This is a genomic window from Agrobacterium tumefaciens (assembly GCF_013318015.2).
GTDB lineage: Bacteria > Pseudomonadota > Alphaproteobacteria > Rhizobiales > Rhizobiaceae > Agrobacterium > Agrobacterium tumefaciens.
Genome location: NZ_CP115841.1, coordinates 2,474,219 through 2,489,188, shown reverse-complemented (window position 1 = coordinate 2,489,188; position 14,970 = coordinate 2,474,219). Strand labels below are relative to the sequence as shown.

Genomic DNA, 14,970 nt, shown 5'->3' with positions numbered 1-14,970 from the left:
CCCCCGACATTACATTATCAAACGGTCTTTCCTTCATGGCTGAAATGAAGCTTCAGGAACTTAAGAGCAAATCGCCTACCGACTTGCTAACTTTTGCTGAATCCCTGGAAGTTGAAAATGCGAGCACCATGCGCAAGCAGGAGCTTATGTTCGCAATCCTCAAGGTTCTCGCGAGCCAGGACATCGAAATTATCGGCGAAGGCGTCGTTGAAGTCCTGCAGGACGGTTTCGGTTTTCTACGGTCCGCAAATGCAAATTATCTGCCGGGTCCGGACGATATCTACATTTCGCCCTCGCAAATTCGCCGTTTCTCTCTGAAGACCGGCGATACTGTCGAGGGGCCGATCCGTGGACCCAAGGAAGGCGAACGTTATTTCGCGCTTCTCAAGGTCAACACGATCAATTTTGACGATCCTGAAAAAATCCGTCACAAGGTTCACTTCGATAACCTGACGCCGCTTTATCCGAATGAGCGGTTCAAGATGGAGCTGGAGCTTCCGACATCGAAGGATCTGTCGTCGCGTGTGATCGATCTGGTCGCGCCACTTGGCAAGGGCCAGCGTGGATTGATCGTCGCGCCGCCGCGTACCGGTAAAACTGTTCTCTTGCAGAACATCGCGCATTCCATCACGGCTAACCATCCGGAATGTTACCTGATCGTTCTTCTGATCGACGAACGTCCTGAAGAAGTCACCGACATGCAGCGCTCGGTCAAGGGTGAGGTGGTGTCGTCAACCTTCGACGAACCGGCTGTACGCCACGTCCAGGTGGCCGAGATGGTCATCGAAAAGGCGAAGCGCCTTGTCGAACATGGCCGCGACGTCGTTATCCTGCTCGATTCCATCACCCGCCTCGGCCGAGCTTATAACACGGTCGTTCCGTCTTCCGGCAAGGTCCTGACCGGTGGTGTGGATGCCAACGCGCTGCAGCGGCCGAAGCGTTTCTTCGGTGCCGCACGTAACATCGAAGAAGGTGGTTCGCTGACGATTATCGCGACCGCGCTGATCGACACCGGCAGCCGCATGGACGAAGTCATCTTTGAAGAATTCAAGGGTACGGGTAACTCGGAAATCGTGCTTGACCGTAAGGTCGCTGACAAGCGTATCTTCCCGGCGCTCGATATTCTCAAGTCCGGTACACGTAAGGAAGACCTGCTCGTGCCGCGTCAGGATCTCCAGAAGATTTTCGTGCTTCGCCGAATTCTCGCGCCGATGGGAACGATGGATGCCATCGAGTTCCTGATCGACAAGTTGAAGCAGACCAAGACCAATTCGGATTTCTTCGAATCGATGAATACCTGATCCGGAGTTTTACCGGTCCCATCGACAAAGCTTTAAAGCCGCATCCGTTCATTCGGATGCGGCTTGACTGTTTTAACCGAGGTGAATGATGCCAGCTTCCGCCGATACCATTTATGCGCTCTCCAGTGGAGCATTGCCGGCCGGCGTCGCAATTATCAGGATCAGTGGGCCCGGCGCGTTCGAAGCCTTTGTCACTTTGACCGGTCGTGACCTTCCAGAACCGCGGCAGGCGGTTCTATGTTCGATTCGAAACCGAAACAATGAGATCATCGACCAGGCGCTGATGATCGTTTTCCCTGCACCAAATTCCTTTACGGGTGAGAACTGCATCGAAATCCACAGCCACGGAAGCCGCGCGGTTGTCGCATCAATTTTTGCCGAGCTCGAACTGCTCGAAGGATTTCGGCCGGCGGATGCCGGCGAGTTCTCCCGCCGAGCGTTTGAAAACGGAAAGATGGATCTTCTCGAGATCGAAGGTCTGGCGGATCTGCTGCAGGCTGAAACGGAGATGCAGCGGCGGCTAGCGGTTGAGCAGAGCACTGGTAAGCTGTCAGCGCTCTACGATGGCTGGGCAGGCCGGTTGACGCGTGCTCGCGCCCTGATCGAGGCAGAGCTGGATTTCGCCGACGAGGAAGATGTGCCGGATTCAGTTGCCGCGCAGGTGTGGGACGCGATGATGCAACTTCATAGTGAAATCACCAGCCATCTCCAGAACGGCGGAAGCAGCGAGATTATTCGTGACGGGTTCAAGGTGGCGCTGGTGGGAGAGCCTAACGCTGGCAAGTCCACGCTTCTTAACGCTCTGAGCGGCCGTGACGTTGCTATTGTCACTGACATTGCTGGCACGACCAGAGACGTGCTGAGCGTCGAGATTAATCTCGACGGTTACCTGGTCCGCATATTCGATACGGCCGGAATTCGGGAGACGCAGGATGTGGTCGAAAAGGAGGGTGTAAGGCGGGCCGTTCTGACAGCGGAAACCGCGGATCTTATTTTGATATTGCAAGATAACGATTCGACACCGAAACAATCCATCATTCCGCTGGAAAATGCTCGCCATTTGCATCTACGGACAAAAACCGCGATTTCCTCTTCTACAGTTGACGCTGTTTTTGATCTCGCCATCTCCGCCAGGGAAGGCGTTGGTCTCGACGAATTGCGTCTATTGATCAAGCGAGAGATTGAAAGCAGGGTTGGTGTTGCACAGACATTGGTCCCTGCCCGCGCCCGGCACAAAAAACGACTTGAAGAGACGCTGAACTATGTTAGTGATGCGCTCAATTCCGAGACCATGGACCTTGCGATAAGGTCGGAATACTTGAGACTCGCAGCAACATCGCTTGGACGCATTACTGGCCGCGTCGATGTGGAGGATTTGCTGGGCGTGATCTTCTCGGAATTCTGCATAGGAAAATGATTCACGTGAAACATTGGTGGCCAATACGGCAAAGCCGATGATTTGGGATAAGGCGCAGGGATATGCACCAGTCATTTGATGTCATTGTTATCGGTGGTGGACATGCCGGCAGCGAAGCTGCGGCGGCCGCTGCACGACATGGCGCTAAAACCGCTCTCGTTACCCATAAGCGAGAGACTATTGGGGTGATGTCCTGTAACCCGGCAATCGGTGGTCTCGGTAAAGGACACCTGGTCCGCGAAATTGATGCGCTGGACGGTTTGATGGGCCGGGTTGCTGATGCAGCGGGAATTCAATTCCGTATGCTCAATCGCAAAAAAGGCCCCGCCGTCCGCGGGCCGCGCACGCAGGCTGATCGGCGACTTTATCGCGGGGCCATGCAACGGGAAATCAATGCGATTGAAAACCTTAGCATTATTGAAGGTGATGCTTTCGATATTGAAATGGCGGATGATAAGGTCTGCGCCGTAATCATGGCAAACGGTAGCCGGATTCCTTGTGGTGCTGTTGTGTTGACGAGCGGCACTTTTCTACGCGGTCTTATTCATATCGGCTCCGAAAAGATTCCCGCAGGCCGGGTTGGTGAAAAACCGTCTCTTGGCCTTTCCGAAACGCTTGGCCGTCTGGGCCTCGCCATGGGCCGGCTGAAGACCGGCACCCCTGCCCGGCTTGATGGTCGCACGATCGATTGGAATGCTGTGGATCGGCAAGCGGCCGATGAAGATCCCGTTCCGTTCTCCTTTATGACGGATCGCATTGTCAATCCACAGATCGAATGCGGCGTAACCCGGACGACGCCGGCGGGACACAAGATCATTCAGGATAATATTCATCTGTCAGCGATGTATTCGGGACAGATCGAGGGTGTTGGTCCGCGCTATTGTCCGTCGATCGAAGACAAGATTACACGCTTCGGTGAACGGGACGGTCATCAGATATTTCTGGAACCAGAAGGCCTTGATGACCACACAATTTATCCAAATGGAATTTCGACGTCGCTTCCGGCCTCAGTTCAGGAGCAGTTTATCCGCACCATCCCCGGCCTTGAGCAAGTCAACATCATTCAGCCCGGCTACGCGATTGAATATGACTATGTCGATCCGCGTGAGCTCAAGCCTTCTCTGGAATGCCGGAAAATTCCGGGATTGTTCCTGGCAGGGCAGATCAATGGCACGACGGGTTATGAAGAGGCGGGCGCCCAGGGTCTGGTTGCCGGGTTGAATGCGTCGCTATATGCAGGCAATGCAGACCCCATTCATTTCAGTCGTACCGAATCCTATATCGGTGTGATGATCGACGATCTCACCTCCAAGGGTGTCAGCGAACCCTATCGCATGTTTACGTCGAGAGCGGAATATCGGCTTTCACTTCGCGTTGACAACGCTGATCTGCGACTTACACCTATTGGTCAGATGGCCGGCATTATCGGGCATGACCGCCAAAAACGCTTCGCAGATTTTATCTCCGATCTGGATCGGGGTCGCGAGCTGATGAAGAGCATTTCCATCAGTCCCTCCCAGGCTGCTAAACAGGGATTGAAACTCAACCAGGACGGTCAGCGTCGTTCGGTTTATGAAATGCTCGCCTACCCCGATATCACAATGGAAACTCTTGCCGCTCATTGGCCGGAGCTACGGGCGCTTAATACCAAGGTCGCTGAGGTTTTGGAAATCGAAGCGAGTTACGCTGTCTATATGCAGCGCCAAAGCGCGGATATTGTCGATATCAAGCGAGACGAAGACAGAAAAATTCCCAGTGATTTCGATTTTCAGTCTTTGTCCGGTCTCTCCAACGAACTGAAACAAAAGCTGGAAAAGGCACGTCCAGAGAACATTGCCCAGGCTGCGCGTGTTGACGGTATAACACCTGCTGCGATATCGCTGCTTCTCGCACTTCTGCGGAAAGGCTCCGCACCAGGAAGTGAAAAATTGCGCATGCACCAATAGCGAGTCGGACCATGAAGATAAACGGCCAGAGTGTTTCACGTGAAACACAGGAGAGGCTCGAGCATTTCGTCGAGCTTTTCAAGAAGTGGAACAAAACCACAAATCTGGTTGCGCCTTCGACTCTCACTGAGCTCTGGAGCCGGCATGTCGCGGACAGTGCACAGATATTTCAGCTCGCCCCTCAACCGCAGAAATGGATTGATCTGGGAAGCGGCGGCGGTTTTCCGGGCGTCATTACAGCGATTTTTCTCGCGGAACTGGGTGATGGTTGGGTCGATCTGGTAGAGAGCAACAATAAAAAGGCTGCGTTTTTGCGAATTGCGCTGAAGGAAACCGGCGCAAGAGGCGCGGTTCATCCAGTCAGAATTGAAAAAGCGCCTGAAACCGTTGAAAATTGCGATGCGGTTTCGGCAAGAGCCCTCGCCGAGATGAATTTACTTTTCGAATATATTCACCCGTGGGCGCAGAATAATCCAAATCTCAGGGCATATTTCAATAAAGGCAGGGATTATGAATCCGAACTGCAGAAAGCGCATGGCCGCTGGCAGTTTGATCTGATAAAACACCAGAGTGCCATTGAGGCAGATTCTGTTGTTCTTGAAATCAGTAACCTCACTAAGAGGCACTGACGAGCTTGTCAGGTGCGGTATGACTTCTGAAAAAAACCGGATTATCGCAGTCGCGAACCAGAAGGGTGGCGTTGGCAAAACAACGACGGCCATCAATCTGGCTACTGCATTGGCGGCTATTGGTGAGCGGGTGCTGATCATTGATCTCGATCCGCAGGGTAATGCTAGCACAGGTTTGGGAATTGACCGCAAAGAGCGCAAGCTGTCTTCCTATGATCTTCTGGTGGGTGATCATACCGTTTCCGAAGTTGCGGTTCCGACAGCAGTTCCGAACCTCGATATCGTGCCGTCGACGATGGATCTTCTGGGCTTTGAGATGCAGGTTGCGAATGTTGCTAACCGCGTTTTTCTTTTGCGTGCCGCCATGGAGACGCAGGAAGCCAGAGACTATTCCTATATTTTGGTAGATTGCCCGCCCTCTTTCAATCTTTTGACCATGAATGCCATGACCGCTGCTCATTCTGTGCTGGTACCGTTGCAGTGCGAGTTCTTTGCGCTGGAAGGTCTCAGCCAGTTGTTGGATACGGTCAGCCAGATACGTGGTTCGGTAAATCCGCAGCTTGATATTCAGGGTATCGTTCTCACGATGTTCGATGCGCGCAACAATCTTGCGCAGCAGGTGGTTTCCGATGTGCGGATGCATCTGGGAGAAAAGGTTTACCACACTCTCATTCCGCGCAATGTTCGGGTTTCCGAAGCGCCGTCTTATGGTAAACCGGCAATTCTTTATGATCTGAAATGCGCCGGCAGCCAGGCTTATTTGCAATTGGCTTCCGAAGTGATTCAGAGAGAGCGTCTGCGCAAGGCGGCCTGACGTTTTGCCGGACTATATGGAGTAATATCTTATGAGTGATGATCTTTCCAAGCGTCGACTCGGACGCGGTCTTGCGGCGTTGATCGGCGAAATGGATCAGCCTGTGCCGGTGGGTGAACCGCAGCGCGCCGTTAGTGCGGATCGCGCCATCCCGATCGAGTTCATCGCTCGCAGCCAGAGAAACCCACGTCGGCACTTTGACGAAAATGAGTTGCAGGATCTTGCCTCATCCATTCGTCAGCACGGGATTGTTCAGCCTGTGGTCGTGCGAACGATTGGCGTCAACCGTTACGAGATAATCGCTGGTGAACGGCGCTGGCGCGCGGCACAGCTGGCCGGTTTTACGGACGTTCCTGTCATCGTTCGGGATGTAGACGACCGCACGGCTCTGGAGCTGGCTATCGTCGAAAACGTCCAGCGTTCCGATCTCAATCCGCTTGAAGAAGCGATGGGCTATGAGCAGTTGATCGCCGAACATGGCTACACCCAGAACGACCTCGGTGAAATCATCGGCAAGAGCCGAAGCCATGTTGCAAACAGCCTTCGTCTTTTAAAACTTCCCGATCCGGTTCGGGACATGTTGGCGGATGGTTCGCTTTCCGCTGGCCATGCGCGCGCGCTTGTTTCCACTTCCGATCCGTCAGGTCTGGCTCGGACTATCGTTTCCAAGGGGCTTTCGGTGCGTGATGCCGAGCGCCTGGCGCAAAACGACATCAAGTCGCAGGGTGACGTCTTGGAGAAGCGGCCTTCGGCTGAGAAGGATTCCGATACGGTCGCGCTTGAACGCAGCCTCTCGGATGCTCTCGGTCTGGACGTGAAGATTAGCCACAAAGGCGGATCGGGACAAATCCGCATCGGATACCGCACGCTAGAGCAGCTGGAAGCCGTGTGCCGGCTTCTGGAGCAAAAATAAGCAAGTATCTGTTTTAATTGATAAAATACCCGCGTTTAGCGGGTATTTTTATGCCGTGGTGCTCAAAAGTCGATAGCGCGGCCGTTTATTTCGTAGTCACCGAAACGAACAGGTTCCGCGCCGCCGCGACCGCCGGTTTCCTGCGGCAATTGAAGATCCGCCTGTTGTTTGCGCCGTTCTTCCGCTTCCTTTAACGCACGTTCCGCCGCCGGCGAAAGCCGCTTGAGCATTTCTGCGCCGTTGTCATTATCCGCATCCTGCATGAGTAATCCTCCCTATGACGGGATATTGAAATATGTTTGCCGTTCACCAGATTATATAAACAGATGGGCTTTATAAACCCCGGAATATTTCCTGAGTGGTAACAAGGAGAATTTGACATATGAACATGATGCGCACGGCAATGCTTCTGGCCTTCATGACGGCATTGTTCATGGGTGTCGGTTTTCTGATCGGCGGTAAGGGCGGCATGATGATTGCCTTTCTTATTGCCGCTGGTATGAATCTTTTCTCCTACTGGAATTCGGACAAGATGGTCTTGTCGGCCTATCGTGCACGCGAGATCGATGAGGCGAATGCGCCTGAATTTTTCCACATGATCCGCGATCTCTCGCATAATGCCGATCTTCCGATGCCCAAGGTTTATATTTATGATAGCCCGCAGCCGAACGCCTTCGCGACGGGAAGAAACCCGCAGAATGCCGCTGTCGCCGCCTCGACGGGCCTGCTGGAGCGCCTCACCCCTGAAGAAGTGGCTGGTGTCATGGCGCATGAGCTGGCCCATGTGCAGAACCGCGATACGCTGACGATGACTGTGACCGCGACGCTGGCAGGCGCCATCTCCATGCTCGGCAACTTCGCATTTTTCTTTGGTGGCAATCGTGAAAACAACAATAATCCGCTGGGCTTTATCGGCGTACTGGTTGCGATGATCGTGGCGCCGCTTGCCGCGATGCTGGTGCAGATGGCGATCAGCCGTACCCGGGAATATTCTGCCGACCGGCGGGGAGCGGAAATTTGCGGCAATCCGCTCTGGCTTGCTTCCGCACTGCAGAAAATTTCGGGCATGGCGCAGAGCATTCATAATGAGGATGCGGAGCGTAACCCGGCGACGGCGCATATGTTCATCATCAATCCCCTGTCCGGTGAGCGCATGGACAACCTGTTTTCTACGCATCCGAATACGGAAAACCGGGTGGCGGCACTTCACGCTATGGCACAGGAGTTTTCCCCGCGAGGATCGACGCCAGCGCCATCGGGTGATAGACCTCAGCGCAAATCAGGCTCCGTTCCCAATACGGGCTGGGGACGAGGCAAAGAAAACGAGCGCAAGGGACCGTGGTCTTGACATCCGATACTCAAAATAAGCCGTCGCGGTCCAAAAAACCGGGACAGGACCATGCAAGGGGCCGCGAAGACGGCCCTTCGTCTTTCCAGGATAAACCCGGCCTTGCTGCACGCGTTGCCGCAACCCGCATTCTGGCGGCCGTTCTGGAAAAGAAAACCTCGCTGGACGGTATGCTGGACAGCGAAAACGGCAATCCCGTCTATCGCGCGCTATCCCTTGCGGACCGGGCGCTGGTGAGAGCGATCGTCAACAGCGCGCTTCGCCACCTTCCGCGTATCGAAGCCGCCTTGTCGATGCTGCTTGACGGACCGTTGCCGCAGGGCGCCCGGTCGCTTCATCACGTCCTTGTCGTTGGCGCAGCGCAAGTGCTTCACCTTGATGTCCCCGATCATTCTGCGGTCGATCTTGCCGTGGAACAGGCACACCGCGATCCGCGCAACAGGCGTTTTGCCAAGCTGGTGAATGCCGTCCTCAGGCGATTGGGCCGGGAAAAAGCAGAAATCGAAAAGGCGATCGCGGATGTGCCCGTGCTGCCGGACTGGTTCTACGCTCGGCTTGTTTCGGCTTACGGAGGTGAGGTTGCCAAACGGATTTCCGAAGCGCAGCTGACGCCCTCTTCCATCGATCTCACGGTGAAGACCGATCCGGCTGTCTGGGCGGAAAAGCTGGGCGGTACGGTTTTACCGAATGGCAGTGTCCGTCTCGGTGAATTTGAAGGCCAGATCCCCTCGCTTGAAGGCTTTGCCGAGGGTGCCTGGTGGGTTCAGGATCTCGCGGCCAGCATGCCTGTGAAGCTGATGGGCGATATTTCCGGAAAACGTGTTGCCGATCTCTGTGCAGCTCCTGGCGGCAAGACTGCCCAGCTCGCGCTTGCCGGCGCGAAGGTGATTGCCCTGGACCAGTCCGGCAATCGTCTTCGCCGCCTCAGGGAAAATCTCGACCGGCTTGGTCTTCACGCCGAAACCGTTGAAGCCAATATGCTGAAGTACCAGCCGGAACAGCTTTTCGACGCCGTTCTTCTGGATGCCCCCTGCTCGTCTACCGGCACGTTGCGTAAACATCCCGATGTCTGCTGGACGAAGGACGAGAATGATATTGCCAAGCTTGCCGCTCTTCAGGGCCAGATGTTGCGACACGCGCTCACGCTGGTGGGAGCCGGCGGCATTGTGGTGTTTTCCAATTGCTCGCTCGATCCCTCTGAAGGGGAAGCGATGATTGCACAGGTCCTGGCGGAAAACCCGGACTTCGAGCGTGTTGCCGTTCGCAAGGACGATTGGCCAGGAATGGAAGCCGCCGTCACTGCTGAAGGCGATCTTCGTACAACGCCGGATATGTTCGGCGGCATCGACGGGTTTTTTAGCAGTGTCTTGCGTAAGAAGTAGAAAAAAGCCAAGCTTCCGCGAATCATTGGATAATTGCCGATACGTTCCGATCATCACGGTTCACTCATAAAAACAAAACATGTGAAACGGGAAACACAGCTTGTCAGGGTCCTTTGCAGGCAGCATCAATGCCGCCGGTCTTCTCTCGCGGATGGCGTATCGTCATCTGTGTGTGGGCCTCGCTCCTTTGCGCCTTCGCATATCCCGGTTTGCCAATCGCGTTCCCGATGGTCTGGTGGCGGCGCCGACTGATCTGAGGGCAATCGATCCGTATTTTGCCGAGGAATTGCTGCGGGGCCGGATTGCGCTCGCCGGCCGCGTCGTCGAAACCGGCGGTCTATCGCCATTTCAGGTGGACTATCCCTCGGTGGTTTTTGAAGAGCGGCTGCATGCATTCGGCTGGCTGCGGCATATCCGTTCCGACAGATCGAGTGAGGCCAGCAAGCGGGCGCGCCGTATCGTTGCCGAATGGATGACTATTCACGGCAAGAGGGTTGCGGGGATCGCCTGGTCTCCGGAGATCGCGGCACAAAGGCTGATTGCCTGGCTGTCCCATTCTCCCGTCGTTTTACATGAGGCCGATGCGGGTTTTTATCGTCGTTTCCTGAAAAGTCTTGCGTTTCACGTGCGTTATCTCGACAGGATCGTCAAACATGCGCCGGATGGCGAAGCGAGGCTGCGGATCAGGATTGCGCTGGCCGTCGCGTCCATCGCCATGCCGACCCGCCTGTCCCATATTACTCGGCACGGAATGAAGCTGGCGCAGGAAATGGAACGCCAGATTCTTCCAGATGGCGGGCATGTTTCCCGCAATCCGAGGGTCATGCTGGATTTGCTGCTCGATCTTTTGCCGCTTAGGCAAAGCTACATCAATCTCGGTCACGATCTGCCCTCGGGGCTGGTGCCGGCGATTGACAGGATGTTTCCGGCCATCCGGTTTTTCCGCCACCAGGGCGGCGATCTGGCGCTGTTCAATGGCGCCACCGCCACGCTTGCCAATGAACTTGTGTCGGTACTTCGTTACGATGAGACAGCTGGCCGGCCGTCCAAAATGCTGCCGGATGTCAATTATCATCGTCTTGCAACCGATGAGACGGTCATCATCGTCGATACTGGTCATCCAGGCTCGGCGGAGCTTTCGCGTAACGCCCATTCGGGCTGCCTGTCCTTTGAGATGTCCTGTGGCAAGAGCCGGTTCATCGTCAATTCGGGCTTCCCGAAAAACGCAGCACCCGAATATCAGCGAGCGAGCCGCTCGACGGCGGCCCATTCAACGGTCACGCTCGCCGACACGTCTTCTTGCAGACTATCCCGCTCGAGACTGCTCGGGCCGATCATGGTTTCCGGTGTCAGTCAGGTGGAGAGCCGCCGCGGAACGGATGCAAATGGCAATGATGTCCTGTGGGCGTCGCATGACGGTTATTTGCAGAATTTCGGTTGCTATCACGATCGGGAAATTGAGCTGAATGTTGCCGGTACGAAGATAAAGGGCCGTGATCTGCTTCGGGCCGACGAGAATGTGGTGAAGGCGCAATTGCAATCGATATCGGCGGTATCGCGGTTCCATATCCACCCCCACATCCAGCTGTACCAACAGGACGAGGAGTCGGTTTATCTTGAGGCAGCGGATGGAACCACCTGGCTGTTTTCGGCGCCTGGACTGGAGCTTTTCGTGACCGAGGATGTTTTTATGGCGGATGCATCCGGCATGCGGCCTTCGCAGCAGATCGAGCTGCCATTCAATCTGGCGAATACTCGGGAAATCCGCTGGATCATCGAACGCAAGGCGTAGAGGGTTCCTGGCAAGTTTCAGGCAAAAACCGCCATAGTTTTCGCCGTTCCGCGTCCCCGCTGTTTATTAATATGGCAAGCTGTGTTAACGCGGCGGCAATTGCTGGATCAATCCCAGTCCAGCCTGTCCTCCCCGTTAAACGGAGTATGCCCGATGGCTGTCGTTTCCAAAAAAATCCCCGCTCCCGATAAAGTCAAAATCCGTACAGCCCTTCTTTCCGTTTCTGACAAGACGGACATTATCGAGCTGGCGACTGTCCTGTCCAAACTTGGCGTCAAGCTGCTGTCGACGGGTGGCACGGCAAAGGCCATCGCTGACGCGGGACTGCCGGTAACGGATGTTTCCGATGTGACCAATTTTCCGGAAATCATGGATGGTCGCGTCAAGACCCTGCATCCCAACGTGCATGGTGGACTTCTGGCTATCCGGGATGATGCTGATCACGTCGAGGCAATGAAGGCTCACGGTATCGAGGCGATCGATCTCTCCGTCATCAATCTCTATCCCTTCGAGGAAGTTCGCGCCAAGGGTGGCGACTACCCCACGACGGTCGAGAATATCGATATTGGCGGCCCGGCAATGATCCGCGCTTCGGCCAAGAACCACGCCTATGTCACTGTTGTCACCGATCCGTCCGACTATCCTGCGCTGGTGGAAGCCCTGCAGGCCGATGACGGTCAAACCTCCTACGCGCTGCGCCAGACCTTCGCCGCCAAGGCATATGCCCGCACTGCGGCTTATGATGCGGTGATTTCCAACTGGTTTGCTGAGGCGCTGGCTATCGAAACGCCGGATTACCGTGCCATCGGCGGTGCGCTGAAGGAAAAAATGCGTTACGGCGAGAACCCGCACCAGAGCGCCGGTTTTTACCTGACCGGCGAAAAGCGCCCCGGTGTTTCCACGGCGACGCTTCTTCAGGGCAAGCAGCTTTCCTATAACAACATCAATGATACGGATGCAGCCTACGAGCTGGTAGCGGAATTCCTGCCGGAAAATGCGCCGGCTGTAGCGATCATCAAACACGCCAACCCCTGTGGTGTTGCGACGGGTCCAACACTTGCAGAAGCCTACCGGCGCGCGCTGGCATGCGATTCCGTTTCGGCCTTCGGCGGCGTCATCGCCTTGAACCGCACGCTCGATGCGGAAACGGCAGAAGAGATCGTCAAGCTCTTTACCGAAGTCATCATTGCACCCGATGTGACGGAAGAGGCAAAATCCATTATCGCCCGCAAGCCCAATCTGCGACTGCTGGCAGCTGGTGGCCTGCCAGATCCGCGCGCTGCCGGCATTACGGCCAAGACGGTTTCCGGCGGTCTTCTGGTTCAGAGCCGTGACAACGGCATGGTGGAGGATCTGGAACTGAAGGTGGTCACCAAGCGTGTGCCGACACCTCAGGAACTTGAAGACATGAAGTTCGCCTTCAAGATTGCCAAGCACGTGAAGTCCAATGCGGTGATCTATGCCAAGGACGGCCAGACGGCAGGTATCGGCGCCGGACAGATGAGCCGGGTGGATTCCGCCCGTATCGCCGCCCAGAAGGCGGAAGATGCGGCCAAGGCACTCGGCCTTGCTGAGCCGCTGACGCGCGGCTCTGCTGTGGCTTCTGAAGCGTTTTATCCCTTCGCCGATGGTTTGCTTGCAGCTATTGCAGCAGGTGCCACCGCAGTCATTCAGCCTGGTGGTTCCATGCGCGACCAGGACGTGATCGATGCGGCCAATGAGCATAATGTGGCGATGGTCTTTACCGGCATGCGTCACTTCCGCCATTAAGCAGAAACGGCGCACAGAATTTAAAAGGCCCGGAAAGTGATTTCCGGGCCTTTTGTTTCACGTGGGACAGTCCGATGCACGTATTGGAAGCGGGTCAGGTAACCGCGCCCACCTGCCACGGCACAAATTCATTGTCGCCGTAGTCGTAAATCTCGCTGACGGTCTTGTCTCCCGAAGCGACTGCAAGAATGTGCTCGAAAATTCGTTTGCCGGATTCCTCGATGCTTTCCGCGCCGGTAACGATCTCGCCGCAGTTGAGGTCCATGTCTTCCTTCATGTGCTCGTACATTTCGGAATTGGTGGCGATCTTGATGCAGGGTGCCGGCTTGAATCCCGATACGGAGCCGCGGCCGGTGGTGAAACAGATGACGTTACAGCCGCCGGCGACCTGGCCGGTGACGGCAACAGGATCGTAACCGGGCGTATCCATGAAAACGAAGCCCTGTTCAGTAACGGTTTCCGCGAATTCGTAGACCGCCTTCAGTGGCATGGAGCCACCTTTGGCCACTGCGCCCAGCGATTTTTCAAGAATGGTGGTTAGTCCACCAAGCTTGTTGCCGTGGGATGGGTTGTTGTTCAGCTCATCGCCGTTGCGAGCGGTATAATCCCGCCACCAGTCGATGCGCTGCAACAGCTTTTCGGCAACAGCAGGCGTGACGGCACGCTTCGTCAGCAGGTGTTCAGCGCCGTAAATCTCCGGCGTTTCGGCAAGAACCGTTGTACCGCCGTTGCGGACGATGAGATCTGATGCATATCCCAGGGCCGGGTTTGCCGATATTCCGGAGTAACCATCCGAACCGCCGCATTCTAGCGCGACCTTCAGTTTTGAAAGCGGCTGTTCAGAGCGCTGGGCAGCATTGACCATTGGCAGCATCGCCTTGATCTCGGCAATGGCGGCATCGATCGTTTTGCGTGTGCCGCCGTGCTGCTGGATCGTCATGGTGCGCAGCCGTTCGCCCTCCTCCATCTTGTAATGTTCGAGGATAGGGGCGATCTGGTTGGTCTCACAGCCGAGGCCGATCAGCAGAATACCGCCGAAATTCGGGTGGCGGGCATAACCCTGAATGGTGCGGATCAGAAGACGATAACCTTCCGATTTCGTATTGAGCGCGCAGCCGCCGCCATGGGTCAGTGCCACAACGCCGTCGACATTGTCGAACCCTTCAAGGCCGCCCTGCTTGTTGAAATAATCGGCGATGTAACGCGACACGGTGGCGGAACAGTTCACGGATGCGATGACGCCGATGTAGTTGCGTGTGCCAACGCCACCGAGACCCCGGTCAAAACCCTTGAAGGTCCGGCGCTCGCCCTCGGGCAGCATGCCTTTTTCCTCGATATCGACACTGAACTGATGCGTGTGTTCGGAAGGCACCATGGCGAGATTGTGCAGATGCACATGCCGGCCAGGCTCGATATCCTGTGTCGCGATGCCGATCACCTGTCCGTATTTCAGGACCTCGTCTCCGGATCTGATAAACGTCAGGGCCACCTTGTGGCCGCGTCCGATCAGCTCCCGGGCTGTCAGATCGCCTCTGCCCGTCGCACCACCGGCCGGTATCGACCGGCGTGCCACCGCGACATTGTCGTTGGCGTTCAGCAAAATGGTTGCCTCGGAATTCTCACTCACGGGTTTTTCTCCTCCCCGGTACATTGCCTGC

General features: G+C 55.7%; 12 protein-coding genes. 10 read left to right on the top strand and 2 right to left on the bottom strand.

The window, feature by feature from the left end; genetic code table 11:
* Positions 1 to 35 precede the first annotated feature (35 nt).
* The 6 genes from rho (at position 36) to G6L97_RS12090 (ending at position 7,020) form a co-directional block, all read left to right on the top strand.
* Positions 36 to 1,301, top strand: a complete 1,266-nt coding sequence (gene rho, locus G6L97_RS12115) for a transcription termination factor Rho (protein ID WP_013637014.1) — start codon at positions 36 to 38, stop codon at positions 1,299 to 1,301.
* A gap of 85 nt (positions 1,302 to 1,386) precedes the next feature.
* Entirely contained in the window at positions 1,387 to 2,718 is a 1,332-nt protein-coding gene (mnmE, locus tag G6L97_RS12110) for a tRNA uridine-5-carboxymethylaminomethyl(34) synthesis GTPase MnmE (RefSeq protein ID WP_174002929.1), read from the top strand.
* Positions 2,719 to 2,780: 62 nt separating this feature from the next.
* A complete protein-coding gene (gene mnmG, locus G6L97_RS12105; RefSeq protein ID WP_174002928.1) occupies positions 2,781 to 4,664 on the top strand; it encodes a tRNA uridine-5-carboxymethylaminomethyl(34) synthesis enzyme MnmG in 1,884 nt (627 codons plus the stop codon).
* Between the two features lie 11 nt (positions 4,665 to 4,675).
* Positions 4,676 to 5,293: a 16S rRNA (guanine(527)-N(7))-methyltransferase RsmG gene (gene rsmG, locus G6L97_RS12100; protein ID WP_038492606.1), complete on the top strand. Its 618-nt coding sequence runs from the start codon at positions 4,676 to 4,678 to the stop codon at positions 5,291 to 5,293.
* A gap of 19 nt (positions 5,294 to 5,312) precedes the next feature.
* Entirely contained in the window at positions 5,313 to 6,107 is a 795-nt protein-coding gene (locus tag G6L97_RS12095) for a ParA family protein (protein WP_111782518.1), read from the top strand.
* A 31-nt stretch (positions 6,108 to 6,138) separates the two neighbouring features.
* Positions 6,139 to 7,020, top strand: coding sequence for a ParB/RepB/Spo0J family partition protein (locus G6L97_RS12090; protein ID WP_013637009.1), 882 nt, complete (start codon positions 6,139 to 6,141; stop codon positions 7,018 to 7,020).
* Positions 7,021 to 7,082: 62 nt separating this feature from the next.
* On the opposite strand, the gene G6L97_RS12085 is transcribed toward G6L97_RS12090, so the two are convergent.
* Positions 7,083 to 7,283: a DUF1674 domain-containing protein gene (locus G6L97_RS12085; protein ID WP_003516384.1), complete on the bottom strand. Its 201-nt coding sequence runs from the start codon at positions 7,281 to 7,283 to the stop codon at positions 7,083 to 7,085.
* Between the two features lie 119 nt (positions 7,284 to 7,402).
* On the opposite strand from G6L97_RS12085, the gene htpX reads away from it, so the two are divergent.
* From htpX to purH, 4 genes are all read left to right on the top strand, one after another.
* Positions 7,403 to 8,368 (top strand): zinc metalloprotease HtpX, encoded by a 966-nt coding sequence (gene htpX, locus G6L97_RS12080; RefSeq protein ID WP_111782519.1) that lies wholly within the window; start codon positions 7,403 to 7,405, stop codon positions 8,366 to 8,368.
* Positions 8,365 to 9,750 carry an RsmB/NOP family class I SAM-dependent RNA methyltransferase gene (locus G6L97_RS12075; RefSeq protein ID WP_111782520.1) on the top strand — a complete coding sequence of 462 codons (1,386 nt, stop codon included), beginning with the start codon at positions 8,365 to 8,367 and terminating at the stop codon, positions 9,748 to 9,750. The genes htpX and G6L97_RS12075 overlap by 4 nt, the downstream gene beginning before the upstream one ends.
* A gap of 151 nt (positions 9,751 to 9,901) precedes the next feature.
* The gene (locus G6L97_RS12070) at positions 9,902 to 11,542 is read left to right on the top strand and encodes a heparinase II/III family protein (protein WP_111782621.1); all 1,641 of its coding nucleotides are present in this window, start codon (positions 9,902 to 9,904) and stop codon (positions 11,540 to 11,542) included.
* A 153-nt stretch (positions 11,543 to 11,695) separates the two neighbouring features.
* Complete coding sequence (gene purH / locus G6L97_RS12065; RefSeq protein ID WP_013637005.1) at positions 11,696 to 13,312, top strand: bifunctional phosphoribosylaminoimidazolecarboxamide formyltransferase/IMP cyclohydrolase; 1,617 nt, start codon at positions 11,696 to 11,698, stop codon at positions 13,310 to 13,312.
* A gap of 94 nt (positions 13,313 to 13,406) precedes the next feature.
* Here purH and G6L97_RS12060 read toward each other — a convergent pair whose 3' ends face one another.
* Positions 13,407 to 14,939 (bottom strand): UxaA family hydrolase, encoded by a 1,533-nt coding sequence (locus G6L97_RS12060; RefSeq protein WP_111782521.1) that lies wholly within the window; start codon positions 14,937 to 14,939, stop codon positions 13,407 to 13,409.
* Between the last annotated feature and the right edge of the window lie 31 nt (positions 14,940 to 14,970).

What these genes read in the sequence shown, in the direction of transcription:
- mnmG (WP_174002928.1), top strand. Translation starts at nt 2,781, where the DNA reads ATGCACCAGTCATTTGATGTCATTGTTATCGGTGGTGGACATGCCGGC.
- G6L97_RS12095 (WP_111782518.1), top strand. Translation starts at nt 5,313, where the DNA reads ATGACTTCTGAAAAAAACCGGATTATCGCAGTCGCGAACCAGAAGGGT.
- G6L97_RS12070 (WP_111782621.1), top strand. Translation starts at nt 9,902, where the DNA reads ATGGCGTATCGTCATCTGTGTGTGGGCCTCGCTCCTTTGCGCCTTCGC.
- rsmG (WP_038492606.1), top strand. Translation starts at nt 4,676, where the DNA reads ATGAAGATAAACGGCCAGAGTGTTTCACGTGAAACACAGGAGAGGCTC.
- purH (WP_013637005.1), top strand. Translation starts at nt 11,696, where the DNA reads ATGGCTGTCGTTTCCAAAAAAATCCCCGCTCCCGATAAAGTCAAAATC.
- G6L97_RS12085 (WP_003516384.1), bottom strand. Translation starts at nt 7,283, where the DNA reads ATGCAGGATGCGGATAATGACAACGGCGCAGAAATGCTCAAGCGGCTT.
- rho (WP_013637014.1), top strand. Translation starts at nt 36, where the DNA reads ATGGCTGAAATGAAGCTTCAGGAACTTAAGAGCAAATCGCCTACCGAC.
- mnmE (WP_174002929.1), top strand. Translation starts at nt 1,387, where the DNA reads ATGATGCCAGCTTCCGCCGATACCATTTATGCGCTCTCCAGTGGAGCA.
- htpX (WP_111782519.1), top strand. Translation starts at nt 7,403, where the DNA reads ATGAACATGATGCGCACGGCAATGCTTCTGGCCTTCATGACGGCATTG.
- G6L97_RS12090 (WP_013637009.1), top strand. Translation starts at nt 6,139, where the DNA reads ATGAGTGATGATCTTTCCAAGCGTCGACTCGGACGCGGTCTTGCGGCG.